A 12,666-nucleotide genomic window follows, 5' to 3' on the forward strand; every position below is an offset into this window, starting at 1 on the left:
CGGCCGCGCGGGGCGGTCTTCAGATTCAACGCAGCCGCGTCCTGCGGCTGGGAACACCATTTTAGGCGCGGCGCGGTCGCCTGGCGACTGGCGCCGGGTGTGGGCTCATGCCCCCAGCCGCGCCTGTTCCGCCGCCAGATAAGCGTCCCGCGACGGCAGCAGATGCTCCCGGCACAGCGCCATCAACCCCTCCCGGTCGCCATCCCGCAGTGCGTGGATCATGGCCCAGTGTTCCTGGCGGGCGCGTTCGCGGTAGCCGGCCGCGGCCAGCGAACCGAAGCGGATGGGGTGGGTGCGGCGGGCGTATTCCTCGATGGCCTGGCCCAGCACCGCGTTGTCCAGCAAACCGAAGAACTCGCGATGAAAGCGCTGGTTGCTGCGGAACACGCGGCGCGCGTCGCCATCGGCTACCGCCGCATCGTGTTCGCGCTGCACGGCCACCAGCGCCGCCAGCCGCGCCTGCGGCACGGGCAGCGGGATCTGGCTGGCGGCATGCACTTCCAGCATTTGGCGCAGCGCGTACAGCTCCATGACTTCGCGCACCGCGTATGCGCGCACGACCGCGCCGATGTTGCGCTTTTTTTCCACTACGCCCAGCGCCTCGAGGTCGGCCAGGACCTGGCGCACCACATGGCGCTTGAGCGAAAAGCGCGCCATGAGTTCATCTTCGGTCAGGCGCTGGCGCGGGTGCAGCCGGCCGAAGACAATGTCTTCTTCCAGGATGGCGACCGCGGCCTGCGCGGCGTCCGGGGCCGGCATCGGCATGGAGTCGGGTGCGATGGCGTCCATGGGCTTGCCGCCTACTTTTTCGGCACGGTGTCGCGCGTGACGGCGGCGCGCAGGAAGTCGAAGTCGACGCCCTGGTCGGCCTGGGTCACGGTCTGCAGGAACAGCTTGCGGTAGCCGCGTTCGGCGACGGGGCGGACGATGGGCTGGGCCGCGGCGCGGCGCGCCAGTTCGGCGTCGTCCACCAGCAGCGCGATCTCGCGGTTGGCCACCGACAGGCGGATGCGGTCGCCGTTCTGCACGTAGGCCAGCGGGCCGCCGATGGCGGCTTCGGGCGTGACGTGCAGCACGATGGTGCCGGCGGCGGTGCCGCTCATGCGGCCATCGGAGATGCGCACCATGTCCTTCACGCCGGCGCGCGCCAGCTTCCTGGGGATGGGCATGTAGCCGGCTTCGGGCATGCCGGGCGCGCCGGTCGGGCCGATGCGCTTGAGCACCAGGATGTCTTCGGCGGTGACATCCAGCGCCTCGTCGTCGATGCGCCGCGCCATGTCCTCGGCGTCCTCGAACACGACGGCGCGGCCCTCGTGCTCCATCAGCTTGGGATTGGCGGCGGATTGCTTGATGATGGCGCCGCCCGGCGCCAGATTGCCGCGCAGCACGGCCAGGCCGCCCACCGGGTAGATGGGCGAGGCCGCGGTGCGGATCACGTCCTGCGCAAAGGCGGGCGGGGCGTCGTCGAGTTCCTCGCCCAGCGTGCGGCCCGACACGGTCAGCGCGTCCAGGTGCAGGTAGGGGCGCAGCTCGCGCAACAGGGCTGGCATGCCGCCGGCGTGGTGGAAGTCTTCCATGTAGTGCTGGCCGGAGGGCTTCAGGTCGACCAGCACGGGCGTTTCGCGGCTGATGCGGTCCAGGCCGGCCAGGTCGATGTCTATGCCCAGGCGGCCGGCGATGGCCGTCAGGTGCACGATGCCGTTGGTGGAGCCGCCGATGGCCAGCAGCACGCGCAGGGCGTTCTCGATGGATTTGCCGGTAAGGATGCGGTCGGGCGTCAGGCGCGACGCGGCCATGGCGACCGCCGTGGCGCCGGTCTTCTCGGCGACGCGCACGCGGTCGGCGGTGACGGCCGGGGCCGACGCGCCGCCGGCCACCATCATGCCCAGGGCTTCGGTGATGCAGGCCATGGTGCTGGCCGTGCCCATCACGGAACAGGTGCCCACGCTGGCGACCAGCTGGTTGTTCACGTCCGAGATCTCGGCCGCGTCGATCTCTTCGGCGCGGTAGCGGCCCCAGTAGCGGCGGCAGTCGGTGCAGGCGCCCACGCGCTCGCCGCGGTGCGAGCCGGTCAGCATGGACCCCGTGACCAGCTGGATGGCGGGCACGCCGGCAGACGCCGCGCCCATCAGCTGGGCCGGCACGGTCTTGTCGCAGCCGCCGATCAATACCACCGCGTCCATGGGCTGGGCCCGGATCATTTCCTCCGTGTCCATGGACATGAGGTTGCGCAGGTACATGCTGGTGGGCTGGGAGAAGCTCTCGTGCACCGAAATGGTGGGAAAGTCCATGGGCAGGCCGCCGGCCAGCATGACGCCGCGCTTGACCGCTTCGACCAGTTGCGGCGCGTTGCCATGGCAGGGGTTGTAGCTGCTGCCCGTATTGACGATGCCTATGATGGGGCGCGACAAGGCGTCGTCGGTCAAGCCCGCGCCCTTGATGAAGGCCTTGCGCAGGAACAGCGAAAAGCCGGTGTCGCCGTAGTTGGTGAGCCCGCGGGCCACGCCTCGCGCGGTGGCGCCGTCACTGCTGAAAGGGCCCGGCGCGGCTGCGTCCTTCTTGATCTCGTCCTTCATTTTTTATCTCGATAATATTATTGATAATCTGATGGCGGCATCATATCCAGCCTTTGAAAGTGGCTGCAAGCGATTTATCGGCGCCTTTTAATTGATCCTGTATGTAGATCAGTCGATAGAAAAATTCTGATTCTTCAATCAAGAAGGTGAACCTACACTGGCGCGGTTGACGAGCCGGGCGTCCGTTTCATTCCTATACTCATCCCGGCAGGAGACCTACATGTCAGACCTGCGTCTGCGGCCGCGCCGCGCCGTGTTGTTTTCCCTGCTGGCCTTGTGCGCCGGCGTGTCCGCTCCCGCCCTGGCCGCCGACGCCTACCCCGACAAGCCCATCCGCATGATCGTGCCGTACCCGCCCGGAGGCGCGACCGACGTGATCGGCCGCGTGCTGGCGCAGGAGCTGACCGGCGCGCTGGGCCAGTCGGTGATCGTGGAGAACCGGGCGGGCGCCGCCGGCAACATCGGCGCCGACCAGGTCGCCAAGGCGCAGCCCGATGGCTACACGCTGCTGATGGGCGCGCTGACCAGCCATTCCATCAACGCCGCCTTGTACCGCGGCCGCGTCACCTATGACGTGGAGAAGAGCTTCGCGCCGGTGTCCATCGTGGGCACGGTGCCGCTGGTGTTCGTGGTGAATCCGTCGGTGCAGGCGAAAACGCTGGCCGAGTTCATCGCCCTGGCCAAGTCCAAGCCCGGGTACATCACCATGGGTTCGGCCGGCAACGGCTCGCCGCAGCATCTGGCCGCCGAAATGTTCAAGCGCACCGCCGGCGTGGACGTACTGCACGTACCCTACAAGGGCAGCGGCCCGGCGATGACCGACCTGATGGGCGGGCAGGTGCTCAGCATGATCGAGACCGTGCCCGCGGCACAGGGCAACATCAAGGCCGGCAAGCTGCGCGCGCTGGCGGTGACGTCGGCGCAACGCGTGGACGCGCTGCCGGACGTGCCGACCGCGGCCGAAGCCGGCCTGAAGGATTTCGAGGTCAGTTCGATGTTCGGCATCGTGGCGCCCGCCAATACTCCGGCGCCCGTGATCCAGCGCTTGAATGGCGAACTGAAGAAGATCCTGGCCAAGCCTGAGGTCCAGGCCTCGCTGCTGAACCAGGGCGCCATCGCCACCTGGACCACGCCGGCCGACGCCAGCGCCCGCGTGTCGGCCGAACTGGCGCGTTGGACCAAAGTCATCGACGACGCGGGCGTGAAGGGGGATTAATACCCCTAAAGTTGTGGCTATACGTCACACGCCGGAAGTTCCGCCTGGAACCTCCGGCGATTTTGTTTGTGCATGCGCTCGTGAAAGACGCAACAAGGCTTGCGCGCAAACTGGGGAATACGCACTGAAAAAAGGGTGGATGCAAACTTTTGCGCTATGAACCGCCAAAGGGGACGCAATAAACCGCAATAAAACCCTCGCGAGATTGTATACAGTGGTTGACCCCGAATAGACTAGGCCGTAATGTAGTTTGCGGGCCTTCCCGGGACGGCAGAAGGGGGATAACAATGACAGACGACCAGGACGAAAAGTCGATTCTGTACACGCATTTCGGAACGCACAGTCCGTATTGGCGTCTGTCCGCCGATAGCGACGCGTTCGAACTTGCAGCAGTCAAGGGCGCAGCCAATATCGCAATGGCATTGCGCCCGGAACAAGCCGAGACGATACGCAGCCTGACGGGCATCACTTCCAGCGTGCGCATCGACATCTCGTTGTACGGCGACATGCTCCGGCTCCATCTGGTGGGCCGCAAGATCAATCCCAACGAATGGGCCGGCACCGCGTCCGCCCATTCCGATACCGAATCCGTGGCCAAGGATCTGGTCGAAGGCCTGTCCTTCGCCGAGACCGTCGTGTCCGAGGCCAACTCGGTCATCGTCATCGTGGACCAGAACGGCCGGGTGCAACGCTTCAACAAGCTCAGCGAGGAATACACCGGCAAGCGCGAGCAGGACATCATCGGCCGCAGCGTGTTCGAGATGTTCATGACGCGCGAAGAGGCGATCGCCTCGCGCCGCAATATCGCCGAGTTCTACAAGCGCGGACAATCCTACGAGGCCGAGCGCCTCATCAATACGGTCAAGGGACCGCGCCTCTTCCTGTTCCGCAACAAGTTCGTCACCAGCGGCAGCGGCGAAAAGCGCGTCTACCTGATCTGCTCGGGCACCGACATCACCGAGGAACGCCAGGCGCAGGAGCGCCTGCGGGTGCTGGCCAACACCGACATGCTGACCAACCTGCCCAACCGCCACGCGATCACCACGCGGCTGAAGACGGCGTTGGCGGCGGGCCAGGATGGGCGCGGCGGCGTGCTGTTCCTGGACCTGGACAATTTCAAGCGCATCAACGACCACTACGGCCACGGCTTCGGCGATCGGCTGTTGAAGTCGGTCGCGGTCGCGATTTCCTCCTGCCTCTCCGAAGGCCAGACCCTGGCGCGGTTGGGCGGCGACGAATTCATCGTGCTGCACGAGGCCGCGCAGACCTGGGAATTGGAGGCGACCGCCCAGCGCATCATCGAACGGCTGCGCGAGCCTTTCCGCCAGGGGCTGATCGAGGTCTACACCAGTTGCTCCATCGGCATCGCCATGTATCCCGACCACGGCGCCGACCTGGACAGCGTGGTGCGCAGCGCCGACATCGCCATGTATGTGGCCAAGGAAGCGGGACGCCATACCTACCGCGTATTCCAACCCGAGATGGACCGCCGCAACGCGGACTACGTCTGGCTGGACACCAACCTGCGCAAGGCGCTGGCCGAAGACCATCTGATGCTGTACTACCAGCCCAAGCTGGCCGGCCGCAACGGCGAGGTCGACGGGGTCGAAGCCCTGGTGCGCTGGCGCTCGCCGGAGCGCGGCATGGTCGGCCCCGCCGTCTTCATTCCGTACGCCGAGGAGTCGGGCCTGATCTCGCCGCTGGGCGTGTGGGTCATGCGCGAAGCGGCCCGGCAGGCCGCGGCCTGGAAGCGCGACGGCCTGAATATCCGCGTTGCCATCAACGTGTCGCCGCGGCAGTTGAACGACAAGGGCGTGGTCAGCGACTTCATGCGCGCCATCAACGACGCCAGCCTGGATCCCTGCCTGCTGGACATCGAACTGACCGAAAGCTGCCTGATCGACGACGAAGGCGCCGCCATCGAACTGATCAAGCAGTTCCGCCAACTTGGCGCGCGAGTCCATCTGGACGACTTCGGCACCGGCTATTCCTCGCTGTCGCAGCTTGCCCGCATTCCGCTGGACGCGATCAAGCTGGACGCCAGCTTCGTGCGCGGCGTCAACGAGAACCCCGTGTCGCAGGCGCTGGCGCGCGCCATCGTCGCGGTGGCGCGCACGCTGGAGTTGAAGGTGATCGCCGAGGGCGTGGAAACGACCGAAGAGGCCGTGTTCGTCGACACCCTGGGCGTGGACGCCAAACAGGGCTACCTGTACGCCAAGCCCATGCCGGCGGCGGAGTTCACCGCTTGGCTGGCTCAGCGCCGCCGGCTGCATCTCATTGCCTGACGCAGCCGGCAGCGCCTTACCGCATCAATGCATGGTGGCTTCCAGCGCGGACTCCGCGCTGGAAGAACTGCGGCGGTTCTGCGCCATCACCAGGCGTTCCATGTAGGCGCGGTCCTTCGGGTCGATCGAGAACGCGGCCTCGACCCAATCTTCGGTAATGTCCATCAGCTCCGAGCGCGACAAGCTCAGCACGCGCTGGCGCGCGCGCAGCATGGCGCGCATTCCGTTGAGCTTGGGCCGCATCACGTCGATGAAGGTGCGGGTGGCCTTGTAGGCGTCGCCCGGCTCGAACAGCACGTCGACCAGGCCGCGGCCATGGAACCATTCGGCAGTGTGGGATTCGCCCGTGCCTATCAGTTCCTCGGCCAGCTTCATGCCCGAGCGCCGCGCCACCAGCGAGTAGCCGCCCATGCCAGGGAAGAGGTTGAACGCCATTTCAGGAAAGCCCATGCGGGCGGTGTTCTGCGCCAGCACGAAGTGGTGCGCCAACGCGGCCTCGAAGCCGCCGCCCAGGGCGGTGCCTTCGATCATCGCCAGCGAGATCGCGCCGGTGTCGAAGCCGCGGGTGGCGGCATGCACGCAATCCACGCAAGCCCGGGCGTACGCCCGCAGCGCTTCGCGCTTGCCGGTGCGTATGGCTTCCGCGAAGAAATTCAGATCGCCGCCCACGTTGTAGATCTGAGGAACGAGCGAGCCGGTGACCCAGAAATCGATGGGCAGGCCGGAGTCCTTGGCGGCGCGCGCCAAAGTCATGATCTCGTCGATCAGTTCATGGTTGAAGCACGGACGCGGTTGAGCGCGCAGCATCATCCACATGACCCGACGTCCCTCCTCGTAGAACGCCGAGAGCTGCTTCAGGTTGCCTGCGGCGGTGAAGGGGTGGCAATCCGGATGAATGAGTTGATTCATTTACTTTCGTCCAATTGATCAAGGTGAGTCGGAGTACTACGGGATCAGCCTAATACAGACCTTCCGGCTCTCGTCTCATGCAAACCTCGTCCAGCTGGCCAGACTTGTCCGTAAGTCAAAGGCCCGAGTGATCAACGGAGAAACGCGATGAGCGGACGCAACCGCTCAACCCATCAGGCGATGGGGGCATGGGTAAAACGGATGAGGGATACACGCAAATTCGCGGCTATCGGGGCGATGCGCCGCGCGCGCGCCAAAGGCTGCGCGCTCATGCGTAGGGATGAGGGATGGCGCGGCCGAGCGGCCGCGCGCGGACTTGCGTTTTGCGGTTCTGGGATGGGCCGGGTCAGGCGACGCCGCCGTTGGCGCGCAGGATCTGGCCGTTGACCCAGCCTGCCTCGGGGCCTGCCAGGAACGACACCACGTTGGCAATGTCATCGGGCTGGCCCAGACGTTCGAGTGGCGGCATCTTGGCGTAGTGCTCGATCAGCTCGGGGCTCTTGCCGTTCAGGAAGAGGTCGGTGGCGACGGGGCCGGGCGCCACCGCGTTGACCGTGATGCGGCGGCCGCGCAATTCCTTGGCGAACACCTGTGTCAGGCTTTCCACCGCTGCCTTGCTGGCAATGTAGACGGAGTAGTTCGGCAGGTTGAGCGCGATGGTGGTGCTGGACACGTTGACGATGCTGCCGCCGTCGGCCAAGCGCGTGGCAGCTTCGCGCAGCGTGTTGAAGGTGCCGCGGGTGTTGATGCCGAAGGTCTGCTCGTAGAGCTCGTCGCTGGTCTCGGCCAGCGGCACCATCTTCAGGATGCCGGCGCTGTTGACCAGGACGTCGATGCGGCCCAGTCCCGCTTCCACCTGGTCGAACATGGCGCGCACCTGGTCCGCCCGGGACACGTCGGCGCGCACTGCCAGGGCGCGGCCGCCCGCGGCGCGGATTTCGTCGGCAAGCGCCTCGGCCTCGGCGGCGCTGGAGGCGTAGTTGATGGCGACGGCGTGGCCGTCGCGCGCCAGGCGGCGGACGATGGCGGCGCCTATGCCGCGCGATCCGCCGGTGACGAGCGCGATGCGTTGCGTGGCCTGGGTGTTCATGTCGTATCTCCGGTTGGATGGGGGTGAGGCGTATCTTGAACTATTCCAGAAAAAAGATAATTACTCTATATTCGCTAACATAATTTCATCTGTATTAATAATGGGCGAGTGACAATGGACCGGTTCCAGGAAATGCAGGTGTTCGTGCGCATCGCCGAAAGGCGTAGCTTTTCCAAGGCGGCAGAGGACCTGCAGATTCCGCGGCCCACGGTCACCAATCTGGTCAAGCGGATGGAAGCGCGCCTGGGGGCGCGGCTGCTTGAACGCACCACGCGCCAGGTACGGCTGACCCATGATGGCGAGGCCCACTACCAGCGCTGCGTGCGGCTCCTGGCGGATCTGGAAGAGGCCGACGGCGCCTTCCTGGACACCTCGCCCAAGGGCCTGTTGCGCGTCAATGCGCAGGGCACGCTGGCCAGGTTCTTCGTCATGCCCGGCCTGCCGGCCTTTCTGGAACGCTATCCCGACATCGTGCTGCAACTGGGCGAGGACGACCGGCTGGTGGACCTGGTGCGCGAAGGCGTGGACTGCGTGCTGCGCACCGGCACGCTGCAGGATTCCTCGCTGGTGGGACGCCAGATCGCGCTGATGCCGCAAGTCACGGTGGCCAGCCCCGCCTATCTGGCGCGCCACGGCGAGCCGCGGCGGCTGGAAGATCTGGAAGGCCATCGGGCGGTGGACTACCTGTCCAGCGCCACTGGGCGCAGCCTGCCGCTCGATTTCATGGTCGACGGCAAGAACGTGCAGGTACGCCCCAGGGCCGTGGTCAGCGTGACTGGCGCGGAGCTCTACACCGGTGCGGCGCTGGCCGGCCTGGGATTGGTGCAGGTGCCGCGCTACCGCGTCGAGCGCGAGCTGGCGGCGGGCGAGTTGAAGATCGTGCTGCCCGGCGCGCCGCCCGCGCCCATGCCTGTGTCGGTGCTGTATCCGCAGAACCGCCAGGTGTCGGCGCGGGTGCGAGTCTTCACGCAATGGCTGGCGGAGGTCATCGCCGCCGGCCTGGCTCAGACAATGCCGGTCAGGTAGTACACCGCGATCGCCAGGAAGACCGAAGTGGTCGATATCAGCGTGATGGCGAAGATGTCGCCGTAGGACTGCCGGTGCGTCAAGCCCGTGACCGCCAGCAACGTGATCACCGCGCCGTTGTGCGGCAGCGTGTCCATGCCGCCGCTGGCCATGGCGGCGATCCGGTGCAGCACTTCCATCGGGATGCCCGCCGCGTGGGCGCTGTCGATGAAGGTCTGCGCCATGGCCGCCAACGCGATGCTCATGCCGCCCGAGGCGGAACCCGTGATGCCGGCCAGCGAGGTCACGGCCACCGCCTCGCCCACCAACGGGTCGGGGATGGCCTTGAGCGCGTCGGCCACCAGCAGGAAGCCGGGCAGGGCGGCGATGACGCCGCCAAAGCCGTATTCCGCTGCGGTGTTCATCGAGGCCAGCAACGCGCCCGACACCGCGCTCTTGCTGCCTTCGGCGAAATGCGCCTTGATGCCGCGGAACGAGAACAGCAGGATGGTGACGATGCCCGCGATCAGCGCGCCCATCACCGCCCACAGCGCCACCTGGTCCTCGGCGTTGACGGGCATGGGCTTGGGCAGGCCCGGCAGCGCGACTTCGGAGCCGGCCGGATACCAGCCCGGTATCCAGCGCGTCAGCAGGTAGTTGGCGACGCCCACCACCACCAGCGGCAGCAGCGCGATCAGCGGATGGTGCTCGCGTTCATTGGGCGGCGTGACCGGTTCGTTGCGCAGGTCGGTGCCGTAGGTCTCGCCCGCGGCTGCCGCGCGCTTGCGCCGCCACTCCAGGTAGGCGATGCCGGCGGTCAGCGTGAAGCAGGCGCCGATCAGGCCCAGCCACGGCGCGGCCCAGGTGGTGGTTTCGAAGAAAGTGGTGGGGATGATGTTCTGGATCTGCGGCGTGCCGGGCAGCGCGGTCATGGTGAACGTGAACGCGCCCAGCGCGATCGCGCCCGGCATCAGCCGTTTCGGGATGCCGCCCTGGCGGAACATCTCGGCCGCGAACGGATACACCGCGAACACCACCACGAATAGCGAGACGCCGCCGTAGGTCAGCACCGCGCAGACCAGCACGATGGCCATGATGGCGCGTTCGGCGCCGATCAGGCGCAGCACTGCCTGCACGATGGCGCGCGAAAAGCCCGACAGCTCGATCAGCTTGCCGAACACGGCGCCCAGCAAAAACACGGGGAAGTAGAGCTTGGCGAAGCCCGCCATGCGCTCCATGAAGATGCCCGAGAACACGGGCGCCAGCGCCGACGGGTCGGTCAGCAGCACCGCGCCCATGGCCGCGATGGGCGCGCACAGGATCACGCTATAGCCTCGATACGCCGCCAGCATCAGGAACGCCAGCGCCGCCACCACGATGAACAATCCGGTCATTCGGTACTCCGGGAATGAAGAGATAAGGGGTGTGGGGCTACACCTTACCGCATCGAGCCGAATGCCTTGTTTACAGCGGCGGCGATTCAGCGTTCCAGCAGCGCGTGCGCCTGGCGGGCGATGTCCAGGTCGATCGCGGCGTCTTCGCCGCCGCCCATGAACCAGGCGGCGGAGAGTCCGCACCAGGCCAGGATCCATTGCAGCAGCCTGCGGCGCTCCAGGCCCGACTGAGCAACGATGAGCTCCAGCCGCCGCTCGAAGCGCCCAGGCACGATGGCGACGGGCGGAACGGGATCCGCCAGGTCCGGGTTGCAGAAGATGTTGGCGTAGTCGAAGGCGCGCTCGCCATGCAGGCGCTTGGGGTCGATGACCAGCCAGCCGCGTTCGCCGAAGTCCAGGATGTTGTCGTGGTGTACGTCGCCGTGCAGCACCGTCAGGTCGCGCGGACTGTCGAGCAGGGCGCGGGCGTGGCGCGCGCTGTGCGCCAGGATGCCGCCTTGCGCCTGCGCCATGGGCCACAGTTCCTCGAACCATTCTTCCAGCGGACGCAGCGCGGGCAGCGGCTGGGCACGTGGGGCATGCAGGTCCCGCAGCACGCTGCAGATGATGCGGGTGGCCTCGTCGTCGCGCCCGTTGCGGGCGTAGTCCGCCAGCGAGCGCGTGCCGGTGGCCCGCTCCAGCAGGATGGCTGCGTCGTCGTGAGCCAGCACGCGCGCCGCGCCCTGGCCGTCCCACCAGCGCATCAGCACGCCGCCTTGCTTTTCGTCTTCCTCGTGCGAGACCTTGAGCATGGCGGGCAGGCCGCGATGGCGCACGGGCAGCAACTGGGCGGCGTGCGTGATGACGGGAGCGCCGTCGGGAGTGAGTTGCCAGCGGGAAAGGTAGGTGTCGAACATGGGGCGCCGGAAGTGCCTGGATGGACCCCTATAGTAGAGCTGGGCGCGGCGCGGCCTGCGTCGCGCCTTGCCGCGGCAGGAGTGCCGTGATCGCCGCCGCCAAAGCGTTGCCCGCCGCACTGGCGACGATGGGCAGCAGATAGGAGCCGCTGAGGTCGTACGCATGGCCCGCCGCCACCGGACCGATCAGCGTTCCGAACGCCACGCTGGTGTAGAGCGCGCCGATGATGCCGCTGACGTGGCGGCCGCCGAAGTAATCCATGACCACCGCCGGCATCAGCGCCACCCAGCCGCCGTAGAACGCGCCGAACACCAGGGCGAACAAAGCCAGCGTCCAGAACTGGCCGCAAGCGCCCCATAGCGCCAGCGACGCCGCCATGCCGCCATACATCGTGGCGAGCGAGGCGCGCCGGCCCAGGCGGTCGGCCAGCGTGCCCAGCAGGAATCGGCCGGCCGTGCTGCCCACGCCGACCAAGCCCAGCAGCAGCACGGCCAGCCCCGGCGCGATCCCATGATCCAGGGCGTACGGGATGAGATGCACGAAAGGCACGAAGACGCCAAAGGCGCCGGCCATGGCTGCCAGGTACAGCAGCAGGAAGACCCTGCTGCGGATGGCGGTGAGCACCGGCACGCCGGCGGGCGGGGAGGCCGGCGCTGCGCGGACGGCGGAGGCTGCGTCGCCATCGGGTTGCAGTCCGCGGTCTTGCGGCGAATTTTCAACCCAGCGCGCCGCGGCGCAGCCCAGGACAGCCACCGCCGCGGCCAGCGCCAGATACGCGGCGCGCCAGCCCCACAGTTCGATCAGCGCCGACGCCAGCGGCGGCACCAGCAGCGTGCCCACGCCGATGCCGCTGACGGCCAGCCCCGAGGCCAGCCCGCGGCGGCGCAGGAACCAACGCTGCACCGCGCCCACCACCGGCACATAGGCGCAGCCCACGCCCAACCCGACGCCCAGGCCGTAGGCCAGGTAGATCTGCATCATGCTCTGCGCGGCGCTGGCAAGCGCCAGGCCCAGCGCCACCAGCAGCATGCCTATCCAGGCCATGCGACGCGAGCCGTAGCGGTCCGCCAGCGGACCGCTGACCACACCGAAACCGAAGTAGAGAAAGCCCGCCAGCGAGAACACCAGCGACACCGCGCCGCGCGTGGCGGAGAAGTCGCGTTGCAAGGCGTCGACGAAGGCGCTGAAGGAATAGGCGCTGCCAAAGCCGAGCAAGGTGATGGCGAAGGCCGCGGCCACCACCCGCCAGCCGTGGAAGATCCGGCTGGCGCCGTGCCGCGCATGCGTGTTCATC

Annotated in this window: 10 protein-coding genes; 3 read left to right on the top strand and 7 right to left on the bottom strand. The window is 67.1% G+C overall.

Going from position 1 to position 12,666, the window contains the following annotated elements:
* Positions 1-105 precede the first annotated feature (105 nt).
* A complete protein-coding gene (locus HV793_RS30430) occupies positions 106-789 on the bottom strand; it encodes a GntR family transcriptional regulator (RefSeq protein ID WP_125471616.1) in 684 nt (227 codons plus the stop codon).
* A gap of 11 nt (positions 790-800) precedes the next feature.
* Positions 801-2,576, bottom strand: coding sequence for an IlvD/Edd family dehydratase (locus tag HV793_RS30435; protein WP_175214436.1), 1,776 nt, complete (start codon positions 2,574-2,576; stop codon positions 801-803).
* A gap of 220 nt (positions 2,577-2,796) precedes the next feature.
* Here HV793_RS30435 and HV793_RS30440 point away from each other — a divergent pair, with 220 nt between their 5' ends.
* On the top strand, positions 2,797-3,792 hold the full coding sequence (locus HV793_RS30440; RefSeq protein WP_175214437.1) for a Bug family tripartite tricarboxylate transporter substrate binding protein: 996 nt from the start codon (positions 2,797-2,799) through the stop codon (positions 3,790-3,792).
* A gap of 287 nt (positions 3,793-4,079) precedes the next feature.
* Positions 4,080-6,077, top strand: a complete 1,998-nt coding sequence (gene pdeR / locus HV793_RS30445) for a cyclic di-GMP phosphodiesterase (RefSeq protein WP_054459084.1) — start codon at positions 4,080-4,082, stop codon at positions 6,075-6,077.
* 24 nt (positions 6,078-6,101) lie between these two features.
* Here the strand turns inward: pdeR and HV793_RS30450 are convergent, their stop codons facing one another.
* Entirely contained in the window at positions 6,102-6,986 is an 885-nt protein-coding gene (locus HV793_RS30450; protein ID WP_054459094.1) for a crotonase/enoyl-CoA hydratase family protein, read from the bottom strand.
* A 346-nt stretch (positions 6,987-7,332) separates the two neighbouring features.
* On the bottom strand, positions 7,333-8,076 hold the full coding sequence (locus HV793_RS30455) for an SDR family oxidoreductase (RefSeq protein ID WP_119451801.1): 744 nt from the start codon (positions 8,074-8,076) through the stop codon (positions 7,333-7,335).
* A 114-nt stretch (positions 8,077-8,190) separates the two neighbouring features.
* On the opposite strand from HV793_RS30455, the gene HV793_RS30460 reads away from it, so the two are divergent.
* Positions 8,191-9,102, top strand: coding sequence for a LysR family transcriptional regulator (locus tag HV793_RS30460; RefSeq protein ID WP_054459096.1), 912 nt, complete (start codon positions 8,191-8,193; stop codon positions 9,100-9,102).
* Here the strand turns inward: HV793_RS30460 and HV793_RS30465 are convergent.
* The 3 genes from HV793_RS30465 to HV793_RS30475 form a co-directional block, all read right to left on the bottom strand.
* The gene (locus HV793_RS30465) at positions 9,081-10,475 is read right to left on the bottom strand and encodes a GntP family permease (RefSeq protein WP_119451800.1); all 1,395 of its coding nucleotides are present in this window, start codon (positions 10,473-10,475) and stop codon (positions 9,081-9,083) included. The two genes, HV793_RS30460 and HV793_RS30465, sit on opposite strands and share 22 nt — an antisense overlap.
* An 86-nt stretch (positions 10,476-10,561) precedes the next feature.
* Entirely contained in the window at positions 10,562-11,371 is an 810-nt protein-coding gene (locus tag HV793_RS30470; RefSeq protein WP_175163624.1) for an aminoglycoside phosphotransferase family protein, read from the bottom strand.
* A gap of 28 nt (positions 11,372-11,399) precedes the next feature.
* Positions 11,400-12,665 carry an MFS transporter gene (locus tag HV793_RS30475; RefSeq protein WP_175214438.1) on the bottom strand — a complete coding sequence of 422 codons (1,266 nt, stop codon included), beginning with the start codon at positions 12,663-12,665 and terminating at the stop codon, positions 11,400-11,402.
* Position 12,666 lies beyond the last annotated feature (1 nt).

Origin of the sequence: Achromobacter aegrifaciens (assembly GCF_902859965.1) — a bacterium.
In the GTDB taxonomy this organism is placed as follows: Bacteria; Pseudomonadota; Gammaproteobacteria; order Burkholderiales; family Burkholderiaceae_B; genus Achromobacter; species Achromobacter aegrifaciens.

What these genes read in the sequence shown, in the direction of transcription:
- HV793_RS30465 (WP_119451800.1), bottom strand. Translation starts at nt 10,475, where the DNA reads ATGACCGGATTGTTCATCGTGGTGGCGGCGCTGGCGTTCCTGATGCTG.
- HV793_RS30435 (WP_175214436.1), bottom strand. Translation starts at nt 2,576, where the DNA reads ATGAAGGACGAGATCAAGAAGGACGCAGCCGCGCCGGGCCCTTTCAGC.
- HV793_RS30430 (WP_125471616.1), bottom strand. Translation starts at nt 789, where the DNA reads ATGGACGCCATCGCACCCGACTCCATGCCGATGCCGGCCCCGGACGCC.
- HV793_RS30455 (WP_119451801.1), bottom strand. Translation starts at nt 8,076, where the DNA reads ATGAACACCCAGGCCACGCAACGCATCGCGCTCGTCACCGGCGGATCG.
- HV793_RS30440 (WP_175214437.1), top strand. Translation starts at nt 2,797, where the DNA reads ATGTCAGACCTGCGTCTGCGGCCGCGCCGCGCCGTGTTGTTTTCCCTG.
- pdeR (WP_054459084.1), top strand. Translation starts at nt 4,080, where the DNA reads ATGACAGACGACCAGGACGAAAAGTCGATTCTGTACACGCATTTCGGA.
- HV793_RS30450 (WP_054459094.1), bottom strand. Translation starts at nt 6,986, where the DNA reads ATGAATCAACTCATTCATCCGGATTGCCACCCCTTCACCGCCGCAGGC.
- HV793_RS30460 (WP_054459096.1), top strand. Translation starts at nt 8,191, where the DNA reads ATGGACCGGTTCCAGGAAATGCAGGTGTTCGTGCGCATCGCCGAAAGG.
- HV793_RS30475 (WP_175214438.1), bottom strand. Translation starts at nt 12,665, where the DNA reads ATGAACACGCATGCGCGGCACGGCGCCAGCCGGATCTTCCACGGCTGG.
- HV793_RS30470 (WP_175163624.1), bottom strand. Translation starts at nt 11,371, where the DNA reads ATGTTCGACACCTACCTTTCCCGCTGGCAACTCACTCCCGACGGCGCT.